Consider the following 20101-nt stretch of genomic DNA (forward strand, 5'->3'; position numbering starts at 1 on the left):
CATCAATCGTCTCTTAAGCCCAACTCAAGCGGCAAAACCTGAATCACAAACTTCACAAACGCTGCTGCCATTTCAAATGCTTGGGTTGCTTCAGCTTGTTCTGGAGCCAAAACCTCTCCCGGATAACGAAACTCTGTTGCATAAGGCGTTAATCTAATCGCCATTGCTCTCCACTCACCAAAACTCGGTTCCAAAGGGATACAAAGCGCCAGTAGAGCTACTAAATTGTGAGTTTTCTGAAAAATTGTATTCTGGTAGGTCAAATAACCCTTGATTGCCTTCTCAGATGCTTGTTGGCAGTGATAGACCGAGATATCAAGATAAGATTCTTCACTTTTGAGCAATAGCCGAGCTGCGCCCAAATCTCGTTGGCTTTTAATCAACCACTGGCAAACCTCATCCCGCTTTGCCTCATTCATAAAGCACCTTACCTCTCTCAAGCGCTTGGGAAACCAGCGATGTCGCCACCGTCGCCGATTTCTCAACTTCCCGACGTGTCAATACCAGAATCTCCGTCGGAGCCGTCAATCCCCATAGCGATCCATAAGCTTGGCTTGCTCGTCGATGACGCGGTTCATCAGAGTCAGAGACAATCACCAAAATATCAATGTCACTATCTTCATGGGGTTCTCCGTAAGCGTGGGAGCCAAAGAGAATTACCTTTTCTGGCTGCAAGCCCTGCACCAATCGCTCAACAATTTCTTTGAGAAGTTCTGCTGATAGATACTTCATCACTTTTATCCCTGACTACTCACTCAACGATCGAATTGACACCACTAGTCTATTGCCATAACTCAGGTTTTCAACTTCATCCAACCCATTCTTAGCGTGTGGTTTGACGATCGCTAAATCACATCTGCAAACGTTCGTTCTACTTTTCGGAAATACCAAACGCCGCTCATCAAAACCAGAATCACCAGGCTGAGCGATAAGGCAAATCCGGGTAGATAAATGGCAGCCTCCTGTCCCAAAATCGCCCACCGAAACCCATCAATTACTCCCACCATCGGGTTGATCGAATACAACAACCGCCACTGCGCTGGAACAATATTGCTGCTAAACCCCACGGGCGAGATATATAGCCCAAACTGCATCACAAACGGCACGATATAGCGAAAGTCTCGATACTTCACCGTCAATGCTGCAAACCATAGCCCGATGCCGATCGCGGCCGCGGCTGCAATCACCACAAACAGAGGCAGCGTTAAGATTCTCCAGCTAGGAACAAAGTTGTACCACGCCATTAGCCCCAGCAAGATCATCCCAGAGAGCATAAAATCTACAAAGCTGACGGCCACAGCACTGAGCGGCACGATCAACCGAGGAAAGTAAACTTTTGAAATCAGGTTAGCATTCCCCACTAAGCTGTTGCTGCACTCGCCCATCGCACTCGAAAAAAACTGCCAGGGCAACAGCGCCGAAAAGATCAGGATTGGATAAGGAACGCCATTAGAAGGCAGTTTAGCAATGTTGCCAAACACGATCGTAAACACCACCATCGTCAGAAACGGACGGATTAACGCCCAGGCAAGCCCGATCGCGGTTTGCTTATAGCGCACCAAAATGTCTCGCCACGACAGAAAGTAGAGCAACTCACGATACTTCCATAAATCTCGCCAATATTGCTTTTCGGCTTGACCGGCCGCAATCACAATCTCTCTTTGAACCGACTGTATATTAGGCTGCATTAGTAGGCTCCAAATCCTGACAGAACTTTGGGAATGGTTAACAGCAAGAACTTAAAGTCTCGCCGCAGTGACCAGCTTTCTAAATATTGAAGGTCACTACGATTGACGACGCTGATATCAAGCTGGGTCGATCGAGCCTGCACTTGCCACGCTCCCGTCATTCCGGGTAACGCATTTAGACGCTGCTGTAAGTCGGGGCTGATTCGCACCACATCGTAGAGCGCCCAAGGACGAGGGCCTACCAAACTCATTTCACCCCGCAGCACGTTGATCAACTGCGGTAGCTCGTCTAGGCTATGGCGACGCAGCCAACGCCCCACACTCGTGACCCGTGGGTCATTTTCGAGCTTGTGCAACCCGTCTTGGTCAGTCATGACCTGATGATGCATCTGGGCTGCACCGTTGACCATTGTGCGAAACTTGATGATTTGAAACAGCCGACCTCGCTCACCCACTCGCCACTGCCGGAAGAAGACTGAACCAGGGGAATCGCGTCGAATCAGCAGCGCCAGCACTAGAAACAGCGGACTGAGAATCAGCAGCAAGATTGCGGCAATAATCCGATCGGATACCTGCTTGAGTGCCCATCGCAGAGGGCGTTGTGCCTGCCGAAATCCGCGTTTGGTAGGAGTGCGAACAAAAGCCGATTTCCCCGCTTGCTGGCACGCATCTGCCCAGCACTTTATCGCGTCTTCGCCGATCGCCAAATCCAACTTCACCAACTGAATCGGCGACAGACGCAGACAATCCACCAACCACGGAACTCTATTCAAGTGGGGCAGTGAGACTTGAGAATCCGAACTTGATGCCCGCACAATTAACTTCTGAAGTCGCCAGGTCAGACTATAGTTAGGTTCACTTACGGAGGAGCTAGTGAAGGCGTGATTTGAGGAAGCAGTAGAGCTAGAAATCATAGGATAAATTTCAGGTAAGGGGCAAAAGACTGAACTTCAGAACGGACTGACTAACCGCTAGTCCTGAGCAGAATAGTAAGTCTCGCGAGCCGTTGAGCTACTCACACCGTTGGCAACCACCCCGACTAGATTTAGCTGACTGAGCATCTCGATCGCTTGAGTCAGTTTCGGTCGAGTCACTTGATTGATCCGCCCCACCAGCAAAACGCCACTACAGCAAGATGCTGTCAACACAGCGTCCACCATTCCCAGGGCGGGTGGGGCATCGACAATCACCAAGTCATAGGTCTTCTCAAAGGTGGCAATAATTTCTTTCATGCGCTGAGAACTCAACAGTTTGGCAGGGTCAGCCGGGGTAGGGCCTGCTGTCAGCACCGAGATGTTCCCCCGCAGGTTAGCGTCCTGAGTTTCAATCTGTTGAGGAATCGGACTTTGGCTGACTAAAAGTGTAGACAACCCTTGTTCGTTGGGCAGATTAAGCAACTTGTGCAAATTGGGTCGCCGCAGATCGGCATCAATTAACAACACCCGTTGATGCAGTCGCGCCGCGCTAATGGCTAACCCGACCGCTAGCGTAGATTTGCCTTCTCCTGCCAACGTAGAGGTGATGACGATCGAGTGCAGTTCGGCCGTTGCGTTAATCAGTTGCAGATTTTGGTAGAGCAGATCGAGCGACTCGCGAAACGGCTTCCATTTAGTGATTTGTGCGATCGGTGGCAGCAGCGCTTGAGATTGCCCTGAGAGCCGTAGGGATGGTTTTCCGCTCATGGCACCCAGCGAGAGTTCTGGAATCACGCCCAACAATGGCACAGCAGTTTGCTGTTTTAACTCATCAGAACTGTGAACTGAATCGTCGATCGCTTCTCTTGCAACCGCCGCCCCACCCCCAAGAAGAATGCCAACGATTACGCCTAACATCAGATTTTTCCGCAGATCAGGGCCGGTCTTCGCACCGATTTGGGCTTCTTCGACCACTTGCCAAGCAAAGCCACCTCGCGCAAGTTCCAACCCCAGGTCTTGTTGGGCTTTGAGCAACTGTTTGAGCGTGTCTCGATTGGATTCAATGTCTGGCTTTAGCCGTTCATATCGAGCCAGCAGTTGAGGAAAGCGTTGCAGGTCTGCGCGAATCCGTTGCTCGCTGCTCAACAAACTGAGATATCGCGCTTGAGCCGTGCGGAGATTGCCCTGCACTTCCACAAATTGAGCAATCAGTGTTTGGTCAAGCCCACCTAATTGCCCCGTTGATAGGAGGCGCTCTCCCGAACTTGAACCGCCCCCCAGACGACTCGCTTCGAGTTGAAGCTGTTTTAATTGGCGCTGGCGTTGGTCGAGTAGCGGCTGCATATTGAGCGTGTTGTCTTTAAAGCGAATTCGCTGTTGTTCGATCGCTAGCTCGGTTTTCTGAATTTCATTCAACACGGCTTGGTAGCGACCTGATTGATTGAGACGTGCTGCAAACACTGCTTGCTGAGGCGAGAGATTGACCTTTTGCTGCAAGTCACCGTAGCGCGTCTGCAACTCTCGAATCTGAACCAGCGTTTCTTGTTGATCAGACAGCAATTTGTTGAGCATCTCTGTTTTGGCGGCTGCTTCAGTGGATGGCTCAATTAAAGATTGGTCTTGTCGAAACTGCTCTAGGGCGGCTTCTGCATTCTTAACTTTTCCTTCGACTTGCGGTAGTTGCTTATCAACGAAGGACAGTCCTTGCGTCAGGCGATCTTGCTGCTGTTGAAGGTTGTAATCTTGATAGACCTGCTGCACCGCCTTGAGGACTTTCTGCGTCTTAATCGGGTCGTTGCTGGTGTAAGTGATGCTAAAGATTTTAGTTTCTACTTTTTTAGAGGCGACTTGCACGATCGTCAGTGCGCCTCTAAAGTCATTGACGCTACCCGGATCGTCTGGGTCAAGCTCTGGATATTCAGTTTGCAACAGTGCCATTGCTTTTTTCAGCAGATTAGAACTCTGCATTAATGAAATCTGCGTGGCATAATCGACTTCTACTGTAGCGTCCGTAAATGCGTCTGAAGCTCCCTTCTTACCCTGATAGTTTGGCTCAACCAAAAATTGCATCCCGCTAATGTAAGTGGGTTCTTGTCTGAGCGTGTAGGCAAACGCGATCGCCACCGATACTGCACCCGCAGCCAATACCCAAAGATAACGACGCTGAAGAACGGCAAATAATTGCCCATATCCTGATTCGGCGGCGGGGGTTGAATTCAGTGTGGGTTGAGCGGCTATCATGGAGTTGTACTCAGTTGGTAGACAAAGGTTGGAGGTGCAAGCTTCTTATAGAACTGTTTCGTGGTAAGTCGGGGAAATCGGGAAAGATTCTCTATCTAGATCAGACTCTTGATGTACATAAGGGGTCGATCGAGGCGATTGACACACTTGATCAATCACGGCTTCGAGTTTTTGGAAGAACGTGTCTTCTGAAAAGTGATCGATCGCGTGTTCTCGAATCGCTTTGTAGTCCCATTCTTGATCGCGCGATCGCACCAATCCTCGCTGCAATGATTCTGGGGTTTGACGTTTAAACAAAATGCCTGTCTTCCCAGAGATTTGAGTGTCTAAAACACCTCCTGCACCATAGGCAACTACCGGAGTTCCACTGGCATTCGCTTCGACGGGCACCAGTCCAAAATCTTCTAAAGCAACAACGATCACGGCTCTGGCTTTTGACATGAGTCGAGTTCGCTCAGCATCAGGCACATAGCCTAAGAATTCGATGTTGCTGCGAGCTTGTGACTGAAGCCGTTCGCGCTCTGGGCCGTCTCCCATAATCAACAGCCGCCAGCCAAGCCAGTTAAATGCCTCAACAATGATGTCAATTCGCTTGTAGCTCAACAGCCGTGATGAGACAAGATAAAAATCTTCTTTCACGTCTGACGGGGTAAATTTGCTTGTTTCGATCGGGCAATTAATCACGATCGCAGGTTTGTGATAGGTGCGCCGAATTCGAGCCGTCACCACACTAGAGTTACCGATATAAAGATCAGGCTCTTGAGCATATTTCAAATCCATCGATCGCATGACCCGGAAGACATGTTCTAACGCTGGAGAAAAGCGGCGGAAGCTGCCATATTCACGCAGGTAAGTCTGCGTATCCCACAAAAATCGAGTGATGTTATTGCAAAAGCAAACATGGCGGGCATCAGGTCGCTTGCGGACTGCTTTTGCAAAACTAGTTGTGCTGCTGATGATCAGATCATAAGCTTGCAAATCTAGCGATCGGAATGCCGGATAATATAATGGAGCCAGCAATCTGAAGTTCTCGGCAGCATTGGGAATGTTTTGCAGCCATGTTGTCTGAACTGGGCGATCGCCAAAATCAACACTTCGGTCAGGATCGTAGAGAGAGGTATAGATATCTGCTTGGGGATAGCGTTGGCAGAGCAATTCAAAAACTCTTTCTGCCCCACCTTTTTGCGTTAGATAATCATGAACTAGTGCAATTTTCATTACCAGAAACCAGCGAAGCTAGATCGTATTTGACTCTATTGATCGTTTCTTGCAGAGAGTTCACTTTCTGACTATCTGCTTCGATGCACAACCTGGTAGATTTTCTGATCACTTACGTACATTATCACTGCATAATTTTTAATATGTCTACTGGTTCACTAAGCCTTCATAAACTTATGTTTTATAGTACATTTTTTCATGGGTTTGATGTGCTTCTAATCAATCTTTAGGATGCAATCTAACCAATATTTATTAATTTAGTTTAGTAATAAATTTCGAGCCAAATTTAATTCTCAGTCAGCTTGTATTTTGGTTGTGCCTACTATTTCACATAAGGTTGTAAGTCAATTGCACAACGCATTCTACAAACCGAAAAGTCTAAAAACACCTAGCAAGCTACTAAACGGAGATAAAATTGCTCCGATCGTGGTCGAAATGCCTGCTAAAGCCGACTTTCTAACCACTAACGTGTCATTGTTTCGCAAGGCTGGATTGTTCTGCTCGTTGAGTCCTTGAGCAAAATCGACAGAAATATCTCGTTTTGTCACCGTTCCATTCGGGTTGAGTCGAATCAGCGTGACCGATCCTTTTCGTGCTCGATCGTTAAATCCGCCAGCCGCTAACAAACCCTGATTAAGGGGAGCATTAGGCGAAATCGCAACGGTTCCAGGTCGCCCCACTTCGCCAACCACATTGATGTTGATTTGATTGGTTGAAAAACTGGCGGCGGCAATTCGAGTTGCTTCTTGATCGTTGAGGCTCGTCGCGGTCGGAATCTCGATCGTATCGCCCTCTTGAAGCGGTACGTCTTGACGCAAATCGCCCGACGCAAGCAGCTTCCAAAAATCGACGTTGATGGTTTGAATCGCGCCCGATTGAGTCATTCGCCGCACCTGAATATTGCGAACATCAGCCGTTTGAGTAATTCCTCCTGCCGTTTGAATGGCTCGTGTCACACTGTTCGCTTGCAGTGTAGACGGATTGACTTGTCCTCCACTGGCTTGTGCGAGTGTATAAGGTCCCGGACGATTGACTTCCCCAACCACCGCAATTTTGATCGGGCGAGTTGCCGTGGTAGCGAAGTTTGCCGCCGCTAACTGCCGCATGGCGTTCAAATCAACGTTAGAACTGGTGGGAATCAAGATACTGTCGCCATCTCGTAACCGCAGATCCTGTCGGACATCTCCCGTTTGCAAAAGCTGTCCTAAACTCACCGTAATGAGTTCGTCTGCACCCTGACCAAAGGGGCGAGGACGACGAATTTGAACGCGATCTATATCGGCTGACTGAGTGACTCCTTCAGCAAGCTGCAACACACGGGTCAGTCGAGGAATGCCCCCTTCGGCGGGCACCGCATAGGAACCGGGACGATTGACTTCTCCGGCGATCGCCACGGTAACAGGACGCGCCCCCGTTAAACTTACTGTGACAACTGGGCGAGTCAAAATCGCATCAAATCGCGCAGAAATGGTAGCGGCTGCCTGTTTAAGCGTTCGACCCCGCACCAAAACGGCTCCCACTTGTGGAAAGTTTACTGTGCCGTTGGGCAAAACCTGATAGTCGTTGGTAAACTCTGGCACGCTAAAAAAATCAATGCGAACCCGATCACCTGCATCTAATAGATAGCCATCATCTTCAGACGGTATCGATGTAAGTGTGGGAACCGGATTAGGTTGAACGCGAGCCTGCACAACTCCAGACGACAGATAGGTCGCTGTCACTATAAGCACTAGCGTAGATTGACGGACTAAATGTAGCGATCGAGAGCGAGGGATCATAAAGTGCGCTTACGAATATGGAATCCTTTGTTTTCTCAATACAGGCACCTCAGCAAATATCCGGACAGCTCAAGTCGATATTATGAGAAAACGTATCGCGATCATAAAATCTTGATGAAAATTCTCCGAAAATATACTTAATATTACACGGTCTATTATTTTGAAGGCAGATAGTAATCAAGCCAGATTGGCAAGATAGAACAGTATTTACCTGGCGAAAAGGCTGTACTGTCAGGTCACACTTACCATTTAAATTCGCCTCGGTTGAATAATATTGAGCTTCTTCTCCTGATCTCTCATCTGGAGGCTGTAAGAACAAATCTTTGCGAACTTGAATTCTCAGACTGAGATGGATTTGAGTAAATCATGCAAATTTTGTACTGACAACCACAAACTGTCCGTAGTGAGTCCAATTTTGTCTGATGTCTCAGAATTTACTAACCTGGAGGGTTCGTGCAGACATTCTCACTCCTACCCTACTACCAGGCGTGATTAGCTTGAGTATTGCAGCCTTGTCGGAAGGAGAAAGAGGAGAAAGCCAGCCAAGAAACTGCTTAATTAATGTTGGGGAATGGCAACGCTCTCTAACCTATCAAACTAGCCAATCTGGATAGATAGACTTGCTATTCCCCTTCCTGAGATCGTCCTGATTCTCCGTACAAGGTCTGTAAAAATAAACAGATGAGCATCGACCAACTCAATCAGTGGAAGTGATGTTGAATTTATCCCAGTAGGGGAAATACTTTGGGCTGACATGAATTTGATTACAAAGAGAGCTATTAGATCGGTCTGGCACAATCGCCACCTTGCTCGAATTTCTCAAAGACAAGAAAAAATATCTCTGTTTAGATTGGACGATAACGATAAACTCAGGAGCCTGCCTACGATGACTGAGTTTCATCAGTTCAAAAAGCCGCACGATCAAAGCCATGAGCTGAGTCCGAATCCTCAAGAACCTACGATGGACACGATCGCCCAATCATCGTCACAAATAGACTCTCCCAGTGAAGCAACTGTCGAGGTGAATACTGAAGGCACTGCATCTCAAATATACAAGGCTCCTTATGAAACGATACAGCAGGGACCGATCACCTATTTCCGCTATTACTATGAGGACGCGGAACAGCCAACTTACCGCACATCAGGGGTTGCTGAACTGTTTCCTAAAAGAAATCTTTTGCCCCTTTATCTTGCAGGTAGTGGTGTCTTAGGAGCTACCCTGATTTCTGGCGCGGTTATTGCTGGTTTAGCCAACAATTCTAAATCTCAGCCTCCACAGAATGTCACTCAGCCCGAAGTCAAACAAACTCCTTCCTCAACAAAGACGCGACCACAAGTTGCTCCTCCCGAATTAATGCCGCAGTCTCGATCGACTCCAGCAAAGCCTTCTCAAAAACCTAAAAAAGCATTCACCCAAAAGTCCTCTACGGCGACTCCGGCGCAATCTTCCTCAAAGCTACTTTTACAACAGGCACTCGCAGTTCCCGATTCTATACCCGTCTCTAATCTGCCGACTTTTTCGGTGCCGATCACGCGTTCAATCCCCAAACCTTTGCCCTTTCCCCCAGGGCAGTCTTCTCAGCCCACTTCTCCAACACAAGAATCTCTACCTGCAAATCTGCCACTCCAAAATTCTCCACCATCTTCAACACAGGCACTCGCAGTTCCCGATTCTATACCCGTCTCTAATCTGCCGACTTTTTCGGTGCCGATCACGCGTTCAATCCCCAAACCTTTGCCCTTTCCCCCAGGGCAGTCTTCTCAGCCCACTTCTCCAACGCAAGAATCTCTACCTGCAAATCTGCCACTCCAAAATTCTCCACCATCTTCAACTCGCGCTAATGGGTCGTCCACTCCTACCCCTCCGATCGTCCCGTCTGTTCCGAAAAGTGCCACTCCGTCCCAATCCACAGCCGATGCTCGTTGCGTGAGTCCCGTATCTGACGCTGCAACAGACTCGCGATCAACTCTATTTCAGGCATCCATGTTAGTTTCTGCACCCGAGAAAGTAGAAGTGGCTGCTGTAAATTCAAAAGCTCAAATTGAAAAAAGTATGTTGGTCAAAGCTGCTCAGACGATCGCGGCTCAAGACCCCTCTCTTTCAGATGCAGAGAAAGAACTACAAGCATTTCTAGAACTTCCTCAGAGCTTTCCTACAAGTGCTGGAATTGCAATTTTGCCGTTGCCTTGTCAAATTGCCCGAACAGCGGTCGCCAAGAAACAAGTGGGTGAGTTCACAGTGTTGAGATTGAGTCCTCAAGACTATCAAAAAAGCTGGGAAACGAGCAGCAAAAATCCCCAGGCAATGGTTCCAATTTACGGATTTGTGAATTACGTGCAGCACGCGATCGTGCTAGTGGTTCAACGGATTTAGCGATTATCTTAAAAGTCAAGCGGAAAGGGCAACTTTTTCGGTTTCAGCCTCTGCGATAGGAGACACCCAAGCCTTACCCTGCTTGACGGTTGCATTCAAAGTGGTGAGCAGCTCGTACATACAAGTCACCAAGGCAACCTTCTTCTCTTTGCCGCGCTGCACTAATCGATTATAAAACTCCTTCAGGACGGGATTGTACCGAACCGCCACGTTCATTGTCATCTAACACCCTTCTTTGCGATCCGAGCCACTTGCGGCAGTGCTTCCTTGAGCAGCGGCGACTCGTTGCGATTGCCAGAGGCTGAAACAAAAGGGGCGAGCACATTGCAGTAGCGATCACAGAAAGCAACCACTTTATCGCATCTGATATGTTTGTGCCCGCTGTATCCGAGATTATCCCCTCCTTTCTTCGCCGCTGTCGTTGTCCCATCCCCGTAGATGGCGCTGAGATCAAGCTGACCCTTCTGGTGCAGCAGCGACACAGATCCAGCAAAAATCGCAGCGAAGCATCCCTGAGCTTCAAACCGCCGAAAGGCACTGTAGATTCTGCTGTAGTGGATCTCCGGTTTCCCCGCTTTGTCTTTTTCGATCAGTAGCTCTTTCCACTGGCATCCGAGGTACGACAGTTTTAGGATGTCGTTGAAAATGACGTGCAAAGCAAGCTTTGGCTGAAGACCGCAAGTCCCCACGTGCAGATGGGGCAAGACGAATTCTTCAAACTGTTCTAAGGTCAAATGAGTGGGAATCCCTTGTCTGGATTGAGATTGAGCCATCGAAACTCCTAATGACCGTCAAACCAATAAGACTAAAGGCTTTTTGGTTTGACTGTTGCAAAGACAAGCATCTAAAAGCTTCCAGACAATTTCAATCTACAGGGAAAACCCGCAACCAGTTGATTGCTTTAATCCTTAAAACAATTTATGCCGTCTTTAGTAGAAGCGGAGCGTATTAATCTCAGCCGTTTCTTCTAGTGCAGTACCGAAGATTTTATCCGCATCTAGATGAAGTTCTCATCAGGACATCAGTGGTATTTTGGTGAATCGATAAAGTTGTCCTGGAACAGGAATACGTCTGCGTATTAGCTAGGTGTCCCCCTCTTAAGGAGTACGATGCTAGACCTCATTCCCTCTCTATTATCGCAACTTACGACTCAAACAGTTGCGCTTGAAACCATTCAGCCATCGGGGACTGAAATCGCTTCTCAGCAAACGATCGTGACTCCGGTTCCGATCGCGACGATCGCGCCGCCAGAATCAGCACCTTCAGCAACCGTGCCTCTCGCGTCAGCCCAACCGATCGCTGCTGTTACACCCGCACCTACTGTTCAAACATTTAAGGTTACTGCTCCACCCACCATTCAACGTTCAGAAGCCGTTTCTCAAAGCGCTCTACCTCCTGCTATCCTGCGTTCACAGGCGCAAGCTCGAAATACTCCACCCCCTACGATCGTCAACGCTCAGCCCGCTGCCCAACAAAAGCCTTCAGAAGATGTTTTTGAAGTTGTTGTAAATCGAGAATCGCCAGCTTCAGCGTCAGAAGAGCCAGCGAGTCCAGATTCAGTCGCCGCGATCGCCAATTCTTTTCCCACTGAAGCGACCCCGCCCACATCAGAGAAGCCGATTCAAGATCAACAGACAGCGACTATTACAACCGAACCCGTCACGAAACCAGTATCACGATCGCAGGCAAATCGCCCAAATCAGTCAAGCCAACTCACAGAACGACGACAAGTTCTAAACCAACGTCTCGCAGAAATTGTCGCCAAAGACAACGCTAAAAGAATCGCTCAACGAAATGAAAGTCTGGTCACTCTCGCTTATGAATCTGTCAGCAAAGGACAGTTTGATCAAGCACGTAAACTATTGCGAGAGTCAACCCTTTCTGCAACGGCACGAGTAGATATTTTAAACACTATCAATGCTCTAGAAGTCAAGAGCCGTAAAGTAGGAGTCTCTCAGGCGACCGAACCTGTCAGAATCGCGCTCAATCAGCGTCAACTCGCTCAACGTCAGCAAACCCTGCTGCGATCGGTGCCCACTCTGCCAGCCCTCCCCACCAACCCAACGGTGAGCCGCTCAAACTCGGTGCCGATCGCGATTCAGCGTTTGCCTCAGCCTCTAATGAATCAAGTGTCGGCAACGAGTATGGCAAGCCGCGACTCGTCGGGGCTGCCAGGAGCCGATCAAAACTACAGCACTACCAGTCCGACGGCTCCGGGGTTGCAGGCATATCAAGGCACCACGCCGATTCCTAACAATCTAACGGGCGAACAAGTCGTGTATCCGCTGCCCGTTCCTGCGCCTGTCACGTCTAAGTTTGGGTGGCGCGTGCATCCTATCAAGGGCGATCGACGATTTCATTCGGGCGTTGATCTCGGTGCCGCTCAAGGGACTCCTATCTTAGCTACCCGCGAGGGACGCGTTGCGGTTGCCGATCTCATGGGCGGTTATGGGTTAGCCGTGGTTCTTCAACACGCTCAGGGCAAACAAGATACTCTCTATGCCCATATGTCAGAGATGTTTGTGCGCCCTGGTGAAGAGGTCAAGCCAGGAACCATTATTGGTCGCGTTGGCAGCACAGGGCTATCAACCGGACCGCATTTGCATTACGAAACGAGACAGCAAAAGGGGTCTGGTTGGGTGGTGACTGATCCGAGTATTCAGTTAGAGGTGGCTCGAACGCAGCTTGTGCAAGCACAGAAGGTCAGTGCGCGAGGGGTTGGGCAACAAAAGGGATAAAGGAGGTTTTGGTTCCGAGGCTGTTGCGTTCAGGGTTAATTTGGTATCACTAGGATAGGTGTCATTCTCTCGGTTGCGCTTATGCTCTCTTTAATCGAAACGCTCAAACTTCGTCGCCAAAAGCTTGCTAACCTGATCGAGGTTCCGATCGTTCTCTGGTCTGGAGGTCGTTCTTCGCGCAACTTTGCGGCAAATGTTTTTCCGTTTCGGGCAAGTAGTCACTTTCTCTATTTTGCAGGGTTGTCGATCGAGAATGCTGCGATTCGATTAGAGTCGGGAGGGTTAACGCTGTTTGTGGATGAGTCAAGTCCGGCGAGTGCGCTTTGGCATGGGGCTTCACCATCGCGAGACGAGATCGCGGCTGAAATCGGTGCCGATGCTGCCTATCCGTTATCGGCTCTTGCCGATCGGGTCGCCGATGCTGCAACCGTTGCCGTTCAAGACAGCCAAACTCGACTAAAACAAGCTGAGTTGCTCGATCGCGCCCTCTCTTCTACCCATCCGCAAGGCATCGATTTAGAGTTGACCAAGGCGATCGTCACGTTGCGCCTAATTCATGACGAAGCGGCTCTCGAAGAAATTCGGAAAGCCGTTGCGGTCACGGTCAACGCTCATCAAGCTGGGATGTCAGCGACTTTAGATGCCACCGTTGAGGCAGACATTCGGGCAGCAATGGAGCGAGTGATCATGGCAAATGACATGACCTGTGCCTATGGAAGCATCGTCACTGTTCATGGTGAAGTGTTGCATAACGATCGCTATCATCATCCGGTGCGTCCAGCCGATCTGCTGTTGGCGGATGTTGGGGCTGAAACGTCAACAGGCTGGGCATCTGATGTGACTCGCACTTGGGCAACTTCGGGCAAGTTCTCGCCGACGCAGCGCGACTTATATAATGTCGTTCTCGCGGCTCACGATGCCTGCATTGCTGCCATTCGTCCCGGTGTAGAGTATCGAGACATTCACTTATTGGCAGGTCATACGATCGCCGAGGGACTCGTCGATTTGGGCATTCTGCGCGGTCAACCTGCCGATCTCGTTGACATGGATGCTCACGCACTCTTCTTCCCTCACGGAGTCGGGCATATTTTGGGCTTAGATGTTCACGATATGGAAGATTTGGGCGACTTGGCAGGCTATGAATCGGGCAGAACTCGCAGTCAGCGATTTGGATTAGGCTATCTGCGGCTCGATCGTCCTTTGCGATCTGGTATGGTGGTGACGATCGAGCCTGGTTTCTATCAAGTTCCCGCGATTCTGCAAGATTCAGAGCGACGCGAAGCCTATCGCGATGTCGTCAATTGGGATCGGTTAGCAGAGTTTAGCGACGTGCGCGGCATTCGGATTGAAGATGATGTGCTGGTGACAGAAACCGGATCGGAAGTTTTGACGGCAGCATTACCGACGAGTGTGGAGGCGATCGAGCAATTCGTCCATTCGTAGAGACGTTTCGGTGGAACGTCTCGATATGATTATGCAATCACGAACGATCGGTCGTTGCAATCACGAACGATCGGTCATGGCAAAATCATCGGGAGACGTTTCACCGAAACGTCTCTACAGGCGTTGGTGAATTCATTCTCGATCGTATTCAGAAATCAAATGGGTAAACCCCAACCTCTTGCCCCTGATCGCGCCAAACGGTAAGCTCAAACCACGACAAAAAAGGTTAAGCCAGCATGACAACGGGTGAAAACTGGGTAGAAGTGGGTTCTCTGGGTTGGTTTTATCGAGAAGCCGAACCGATCGGGCGAGACGATCGTTCACCTGTTTTGCTCCTGCACGGGTTGGTCTCCCAAAGCTATAGCTGGCGGAATGTCATTCCAGCATTGGCAGAACAAGGATTTCGGACGATCGCACCCGATTGGATTGGCTGCGGCTATTCAGACAAACCCGATCGCCGCGACTTTGCCTATACGCCAGAAGTTTTACTCAACGCTCTCGAAGAATTCATCAACACGATAGGACTGAAAAAGTTCTCTCTCGTCGCTCAGGGTTTTTTGGGTTCTATCGGCATTCAATATGCGTTGCGTCATCCTCAACAGGTCGATCGGCTGGCGATTCTCAATGCGCCAATCAGCCAAACCGTCCAACTTCCCTGGAAGCTCAAGCAAATGAGTATTCCGTTAGTCGGGGATATGCTGACCCAAAATCCGCTGCTGGTCGATCGCATTCTTGAAGGGGCAGGCGGCTATCGCATCAAAGATCAGGATATGGATATCTATCGTCGCCCCTGGATTAAGAGTTCTGATGCAGGACGGGCATTGATGGCAACCCTGCAAAATTTGCAGCTTTCGCAAGTGACGGCAGAGATTGAGACCGGGCTAGATCAGTGGGATCAACCCCTGCTGATGGCATGGGGAATTCGGGACCCGTGGCTGTCGAGCGAGCCTGTGCACACGCTCGTTCGATCGCACAAAACCGCCGAGTTTGTCGCCCTCGAAGAAGTCGGACACTATCCTCAAGAAGATTGGCACGAAAAAGTCAGCGAAGCATTAGTGACCTTTTTGAGACGCAGATGAGTCCTATTTCACGTCAAGTAGACTGAGGAAGAGGCGTTGCTGAATCGATCTATGAAGCACAGATACCCTCACCCTAGCCCTCTCCCTAATGGAGAGGGGACAAGAGTTCTGGCTCCCTTCTCCCCAGGGAGAAGAGCTGGGAATGAGTGCATTTCGTATCGGCATTCAGCAACGCCGGGAGACGTACGTCGCGATCAAATAAATGCAGAAATTCAACCCACTTATAGCCGCGATGAAGTCACGATACTGGTTTGCAATTTGGCTACTTTTGAGCGGATTGGTTGCTGCCTCCACCAGCGCTGCACCGATCGGGGTTTGTCCCGCTCCTGCCCTGTCTCGCCTGGTTCGTCACAAAGTCATCTCTGGCGAAACCCTGGAGGGAATTGCCCGTCAATACAATCTCATTCCCGCTACGCTGATGGGCATGAATCCAGTGTTGCGAACGGGTAAAGCGCCGATCGGAGCCGAGATTCTCGTGCCACCTTACAACGGCATCCGCGTCGAAGTCGCCGCAGGGCAAAATTGGCGATCGGTGGCGGCTCAATACAAAGTGCGCCCCGATGTGTTGTTTGAGGTCAACGGCTGCCAAGCTGCGCCCAAAGTGGTGTTCGTTCCGGGTGTCAATTGGTCACCTGTTGAGGGTCAGCCTCCTGCCCCTGCTAATTCGATCGGGTTGTCTGGCTACCCATTGTCTGCAAATGCCAGTCTGCTTCTCGGCTATGGCTGGTATTTTCCGACAGGACGCGATCAGCCCGTATTTCATACTGGAATGGATCTAGCGGCAGAGATCGGCACCCCTGTCTTGGCGGTCGGAGACGGCACGATCGCCTTTGCAGGTCAGCAGGGTGCCCGTGGAAATTTGGTGGTGATTAATCATCAGCAGGGCTATCAAACACGCTATGCACAGCTAGCCAGCATCAACGTTAGAGCTGGACAAACGGTAAAACGAGGAGCGACGATCGGCACTGTCGGCAAAACAGGAACCCCTAGTTCTAGCGCCCCACACTTGCATTTTGAAGTCCGATCGAACTCTAAACTGGGTTGGGTTGCAGACGATCCCAGCCCCATTTTGAAGCGAAATCGATAGGATGAGTGTATCTCTGTCTAGCGATAGAGGAAAATAGCTTCTTAAGGTAGATAAGACAGTGGACGCTCAACCTTTAAGATTTTTTGAGATAGAGATCAGCCTCCAAAAGAGTGACTTGACTTTTTCTAAAGTGTTTAAGCTTCCAATCAGCAAGTTATTAGAGGATAGGTTATGAGTAAGCTGCGTATCTCGATTATTGAAGATCATGACCTTACCCGGATTGGCTTGAGATCGGCGCTCCAACACAAAGAAGACTTTGAAGTCGTTGGGGAAGCCAGAGATGCGAAAACTGGGCTAGCGCTTTTAAGGTCGATTCGATCAGATGTAGCGATTGTCGATGTGGGGTTGCCCGACATGACAGGAATCGAACTAACTCAACAGTTCAAACGCCTGCAAGGAGCGGGAGAAGCAACTGGCACCAAGATTTTGATCATGACCATGCAAGATAATGAAGACACCGTTTTAGCAGCGTTTGCGGCGGGTGCTGATTCTTATTGCATGAAAGATGCCACGATCGACCAACTGGCTGAAGCCCTCAAAGTCACGGCTGAAGGAAACTCTTGGATCGATCCGGCGATCGCTCGAATCGTGCTGCAACAGTCTCAAAAAGCTTACGCAAATGCAGGCACGATTGTGGCTCCCAACACGATTACGATTAAAGGGTTGTCGGCTGAAGATGGCGAGTTCATTCCCGCTTATCCATTAACGGGCAGAGAATTAGAAGTCTTAGCGTTAATTGTAAATGGATGCAGTAATGCTGAGATTGCGAAACAGCTTTACATCACAGTCGGAACGGTCAAAACTCACGTTCGCAACATCTTAAACAAGCTGGGAGCCGACGATCGCACTCAGGTTGCAGTGCGCGCTTTGCGAACGGGATTGATTCAATAATCCGAATCGCTTTTACTTCGCAAGCGATCGAGGTCTTTTTGCATCGCTGATCTCAAATCTTCTGATTGGTGATAGGCGTGCGATCGCTCCGATGTATTATGCGGCGGCAAACGCTGCCAGGGATGCTGAACAGGTTGCAAATAATAACGCAGCCGCGATCGCATTGCCCATACTCCCATTGATGGAAACAACACAAACACCAACAGCAGCGGTGACACTGGGAGTAACGGCATTTTGAGCCAGCGCGCTAGCCGCTTACTGTTAAACGTCCAGGGATGCAGATATTCATTTCCGAGACAGATCACGGGCAAAATTGGCACCTGATGCCGAACGCTGAGACGCATAAAACTTGGATCAAACGTGGCTAAATCGTAGCGATCGTGCCATCCTTTCGCGAGTCCTCGCCAGCCTTCGGGCGCATAGAGCAGAATTGTTTTTTGAGTCAGGGCGTTTTCAAGACTTGTTTTCTCGGCTCTGACACCGCCCAACACGTGCGCCCATCCTCGCGGCACCCACCACACCAGCCAAGGATGATCAAAAAAGATTGAATGCGCCACTGGCTGCACATACCAGCCTTTCTTTTGGCTCAGGAGAACGCCCAAACACAAAAAATCCCACGGAAAGCACATCCCTGCGTGATTGAGCGCCACGATCGCAGGCGGGTCATCGGGCAGGTTTTCTAATTGATGCAGCTCTGCCCTAAAAAATCGGGTGGCGATTGGGGTCAAAATTTCGTCTCGAAACCTCTGCTGATAGTGCGGATCAGGCTGAGTCGAAGTTGATTGGGGCGATCGAAATCCCAATCTCGCCCACCGCATCAGCAACGCCACATAAAACCCGCCCGGAATCAAAAACAACAGATATTCCAGCCAGTTCCAGCCGTCAGGATCGGGTTTGTAGTGTTGCCAATGGCGATTAAACAAAATCAGCCAACCGGGAGGATACCAGAGGCAAACCCAATCAAACCAACCAAACTGATAGGATTCATTTGTCTTCTTCACAGCAAGATTTAGCGATTCACAGCCAATCCAAGTCTATCGAATGTAGAGTTGAAGTCGTTGATTAAGATACGCGATGTGCGACCTTCCTGAAATATCCGCGAAGACTACCCTCACCCTAGCCCTCTCCCGCTGGAGAGGGAACCAGAAATGTGAAAGCCCTTTTCCTTGGGGAGAAGGGTTGCGAGGGCTTGCCCCACTGTGTGAGGAGGGCAAATTAGTTGCACATCGCGTTAAGATACCAGTTCTGCTGTCTTTTCAGGCTGCGGCTCTTCGATCGGCAACCCCAACACCTCACGATAAAGCTTGACGTACTCGATCGCTGACTTATCCCAGCTAAAGTTTTCTTTCATGCCTCGCTGCTGAAGTTCTTGCCACTCAGGTTTAAATCTAAACGCCTCCCACGCACGAACTATACAGGTATAGAGGTCAAGCGGCTCATAGCGATCAAAGCAATAGCCCGTTCCAGTGTGGTTCATGGGATCGTGATGGGTGACTGTATCGACTAATCCACCAGTGCGACGGACGATCGGCACACAGCCATAGCGCAGCGCCAACATTTGACTGATGCCGCACGGCTCAAATCGCGAGGGCATCAAAAATGTGTCGGCTCCTGCATAAATTCGTCGTGCCAGAGCATCGTTGTAGAGCAAATAGACCGCCATCCGTCCAGGATAGCGACCTGCTAATTGCCACAGTTGCGTTTCATAATAGCGATCGCCCGTTCCTAATAAAACGAATTGAGCATCGCTGTAAGCCATGAAGCGATCGAGCATTTGAATCACCAGATCCAATCCTTTTTGCTCAACTAATCGCGACACCATGCCCAACATCAGCGCTTTTGAGTTGACTTCTAAGCCGACTTCTTCTTGCAGCGCAATCTTGTTTTTAAGGCGTTGGTCAATGGTCTCGATCGTAAAGGGTTGCGCCAAACTCTGATCCACCGCCGGATCGTATGCCTCAGTATCAATGCCGTTGAGAATGCCCGACAGTTTGCCGCCAATAAACGACAGCAATCCTTCCAGCGTTTCGCCATAGGCAGGAGTCTTAATCTGCTCGGCGTAAGTGGGTGAGACGGTATTGACGCGATCGGCAAACTGCACCGCCGCCGCCATGACGTTATGACCCTGCATATACCACGGGCACCAAGTCATTTTCTCTAGCTTCCAGCGCCACGGACCTTGATAGGCGAGGTTGTGAATCGTAAACACTGTCGAGATATCGGGATCTTGGTGCATCCACACCGGAATCATGCCCGTGTGCCAGTCATGACAATGCACAATCTCAGGCTTCCAATAGTTCCAGCAAAACTCTGCTGCACCATTTGAGAAAAACGTAAACCGCCACTCTTCGTCTTCTCCGCCATAGATGCGACGCGGATCAAACACAGGGTGTCCAAACAAATAGAGCGGCACATCCGACCCAGGCAGCACCGTTTCATAGACCGCGAATGGGTTAAACATTGCGCTGCCTTTCCAAATTGGCTCGGCAGGAATCTCGATTTTGTCGGGCAAAAACCCATAGTAGGGCATGAAAATCCGTACGTCGTGCCCCATGTCTTTTAGCACCTTGGGCAGCGCACCGACTACATCTCCCATTCCACCGACTTTAGCGATCGGCGCGGCTTCGGCAGCAACTATCAAAATTCGCAT

At 49.8% G+C, this 20101-nt stretch carries 17 protein-coding genes; 6 read left to right on the forward strand and 11 right to left on the reverse strand.

All coding sequences use genetic code 11. The annotated features are described in order from the left end of the window. Positions 1-2: 2 nt before the first annotated feature. The 7 genes from A8707_RS04555 to A8707_RS04585 form a co-directional block, all read right to left on the reverse strand. A complete protein-coding gene (locus tag A8707_RS04555; RefSeq protein WP_068815554.1) occupies positions 3-419 on the reverse strand; it encodes a HEPN domain-containing protein in 417 nt (138 codons plus the stop codon). Then, a complete protein-coding gene (locus A8707_RS04560) occupies positions 412-732 on the reverse strand; it encodes a nucleotidyltransferase domain-containing protein (protein ID WP_068815555.1) in 321 nt (106 codons plus the stop codon). Before A8707_RS04560 ends, A8707_RS04555 begins: the two co-directional genes overlap by 8 nt. A 113-nt stretch (positions 733-845) precedes the next feature. Beyond that, the gene (locus A8707_RS04565) at positions 846-1652 is read right to left on the reverse strand and encodes an ABC transporter permease (RefSeq protein ID WP_331711674.1); all 807 of its coding nucleotides are present in this window, start codon (positions 1650-1652) and stop codon (positions 846-848) included. Positions 1653-1687: 35 nt separating this feature from the next. After that, positions 1688-2602: a heterocyst development glycosyltransferase HepC gene (gene hepC, locus A8707_RS04570; protein ID WP_082906224.1), complete on the reverse strand. Its 915-nt coding sequence runs from the start codon at positions 2600-2602 to the stop codon at positions 1688-1690. A gap of 57 nt (positions 2603-2659) precedes the next feature. Then, positions 2660-4843, reverse strand: coding sequence for a GumC family protein (locus tag A8707_RS04575; protein WP_068815559.1), 2184 nt, complete (start codon positions 4841-4843; stop codon positions 2660-2662). Positions 4844-4888: 45 nt separating this feature from the next. Continuing rightward, positions 4889-6061 (reverse strand): glycosyltransferase, encoded by a 1173-nt coding sequence (locus tag A8707_RS04580; protein ID WP_068815561.1) that lies wholly within the window; start codon positions 6059-6061, stop codon positions 4889-4891. Between the two features lie 362 nt (positions 6062-6423). Beyond that, complete coding sequence (locus tag A8707_RS04585) at positions 6424-7839, reverse strand: SLBB domain-containing protein (protein ID WP_068815564.1); 1416 nt, start codon at positions 7837-7839, stop codon at positions 6424-6426. Positions 7840-8725: 886 nt separating this feature from the next. On the opposite strand from A8707_RS04585, the gene A8707_RS04590 reads away from it, so the two are divergent. Beyond that, complete coding sequence (locus tag A8707_RS04590; protein ID WP_068815568.1) at positions 8726-10213, forward strand: hypothetical protein; 1488 nt, start codon at positions 8726-8728, stop codon at positions 10211-10213. A 15-nt stretch (positions 10214-10228) separates the two neighbouring features. Here A8707_RS04590 and A8707_RS04595 read toward each other — a convergent pair whose 3' ends face one another. Both A8707_RS04595 and A8707_RS04600 read right to left on the reverse strand, forming a co-directional pair. After that, positions 10229-10435, reverse strand: coding sequence for a hypothetical protein (locus A8707_RS04595; protein WP_068815569.1), 207 nt, complete (start codon positions 10433-10435; stop codon positions 10229-10231). Continuing rightward, positions 10432-10986: a hypothetical protein gene (locus A8707_RS04600; RefSeq protein WP_068815571.1), complete on the reverse strand. Its 555-nt coding sequence runs from the start codon at positions 10984-10986 to the stop codon at positions 10432-10434. The genes A8707_RS04595 and A8707_RS04600 overlap by 4 nt, the downstream gene beginning before the upstream one ends. Before the next feature lie 336 nt (positions 10987-11322). Between A8707_RS04600 and A8707_RS29485 the strand changes: the two genes are divergently transcribed. The 5 genes from A8707_RS29485 (at position 11323) to A8707_RS04625 (ending at position 17451) form a co-directional block, all read left to right on the forward strand. After that, positions 11323-12951, forward strand: a complete 1629-nt coding sequence (locus A8707_RS29485) for a M23 family metallopeptidase (protein ID WP_068815573.1) — start codon at positions 11323-11325, stop codon at positions 12949-12951. 81 nt (positions 12952-13032) lie between these two features. After that, entirely contained in the window at positions 13033-14394 is a 1362-nt protein-coding gene (locus A8707_RS04610) for an aminopeptidase P family protein (protein ID WP_068815575.1), read from the forward strand. 236 nt (positions 14395-14630) lie between these two features. After that, the gene (locus A8707_RS04615; RefSeq protein ID WP_068815576.1) at positions 14631-15473 is read left to right on the forward strand and encodes an alpha/beta fold hydrolase; all 843 of its coding nucleotides are present in this window, start codon (positions 14631-14633) and stop codon (positions 15471-15473) included. A gap of 232 nt (positions 15474-15705) precedes the next feature. Continuing rightward, a complete protein-coding gene (locus A8707_RS04620) occupies positions 15706-16560 on the forward strand; it encodes a peptidoglycan DD-metalloendopeptidase family protein (RefSeq protein WP_068815579.1) in 855 nt (284 codons plus the stop codon). A 171-nt stretch (positions 16561-16731) separates the two neighbouring features. Next, a complete protein-coding gene (locus A8707_RS04625; protein ID WP_068815581.1) occupies positions 16732-17451 on the forward strand; it encodes a response regulator in 720 nt (239 codons plus the stop codon). Here the strand turns inward: A8707_RS04625 and A8707_RS04630 are convergent. Then, positions 17445-18452 carry a 1-acyl-sn-glycerol-3-phosphate acyltransferase gene (locus A8707_RS04630; protein WP_197484615.1) on the reverse strand — a complete coding sequence of 336 codons (1008 nt, stop codon included), beginning with the start codon at positions 18450-18452 and terminating at the stop codon, positions 17445-17447. The genes A8707_RS04625 and A8707_RS04630 overlap by 7 nt on opposite strands. A gap of 230 nt (positions 18453-18682) precedes the next feature. Continuing rightward, a complete protein-coding gene (gene glgA / locus A8707_RS04635; protein WP_068815585.1) occupies positions 18683-20101 on the reverse strand; it encodes a glycogen synthase GlgA in 1419 nt (472 codons plus the stop codon).

This window comes from Phormidesmis priestleyi BC1401, from assembly GCF_001650195.1.
GTDB classification, from domain to species: Bacteria; Cyanobacteriota; Cyanobacteriia; order Leptolyngbyales; family Leptolyngbyaceae; genus Phormidesmis_A; species Phormidesmis_A priestleyi_B.

What these genes read in the sequence shown, in the direction of transcription:
- A8707_RS04620 (WP_068815579.1), top strand. Translation starts at nt 15,706, where the DNA reads ATGAAGTCACGATACTGGTTTGCAATTTGGCTACTTTTGAGCGGATTG.
- A8707_RS04590 (WP_068815568.1), top strand. Translation starts at nt 8,726, where the DNA reads ATGACTGAGTTTCATCAGTTCAAAAAGCCGCACGATCAAAGCCATGAG.
- A8707_RS29485 (WP_068815573.1), top strand. Translation starts at nt 11,323, where the DNA reads ATGCTAGACCTCATTCCCTCTCTATTATCGCAACTTACGACTCAAACA.
- hepC (WP_082906224.1), bottom strand. Translation starts at nt 2,602, where the DNA reads ATGATTTCTAGCTCTACTGCTTCCTCAAATCACGCCTTCACTAGCTCC.
- A8707_RS04595 (WP_068815569.1), bottom strand. Translation starts at nt 10,435, where the DNA reads ATGACAATGAACGTGGCGGTTCGGTACAATCCCGTCCTGAAGGAGTTT.
- A8707_RS04585 (WP_068815564.1), bottom strand. Translation starts at nt 7,839, where the DNA reads ATGATCCCTCGCTCTCGATCGCTACATTTAGTCCGTCAATCTACGCTA.
- glgA (WP_068815585.1), bottom strand. Translation starts at nt 20,101, where the DNA reads ATGCGAATTTTGATAGTTGCTGCCGAAGCCGCGCCGATCGCTAAAGTC.
- A8707_RS04610 (WP_068815575.1), top strand. Translation starts at nt 13,033, where the DNA reads ATGCTCTCTTTAATCGAAACGCTCAAACTTCGTCGCCAAAAGCTTGCT.
- A8707_RS04555 (WP_068815554.1), bottom strand. Translation starts at nt 419, where the DNA reads ATGAATGAGGCAAAGCGGGATGAGGTTTGCCAGTGGTTGATTAAAAGC.
- A8707_RS04580 (WP_068815561.1), bottom strand. Translation starts at nt 6,061, where the DNA reads ATGAAAATTGCACTAGTTCATGATTATCTAACGCAAAAAGGTGGGGCA.
- A8707_RS04615 (WP_068815576.1), top strand. Translation starts at nt 14,631, where the DNA reads ATGACAACGGGTGAAAACTGGGTAGAAGTGGGTTCTCTGGGTTGGTTT.
- A8707_RS04600 (WP_068815571.1), bottom strand. Translation starts at nt 10,986, where the DNA reads ATGGCTCAATCTCAATCCAGACAAGGGATTCCCACTCATTTGACCTTA.
- A8707_RS04575 (WP_068815559.1), bottom strand. Translation starts at nt 4,843, where the DNA reads ATGATAGCCGCTCAACCCACACTGAATTCAACCCCCGCCGCCGAATCA.
- A8707_RS04625 (WP_068815581.1), top strand. Translation starts at nt 16,732, where the DNA reads ATGAGTAAGCTGCGTATCTCGATTATTGAAGATCATGACCTTACCCGG.
- A8707_RS04560 (WP_068815555.1), bottom strand. Translation starts at nt 732, where the DNA reads ATGAAGTATCTATCAGCAGAACTTCTCAAAGAAATTGTTGAGCGATTG.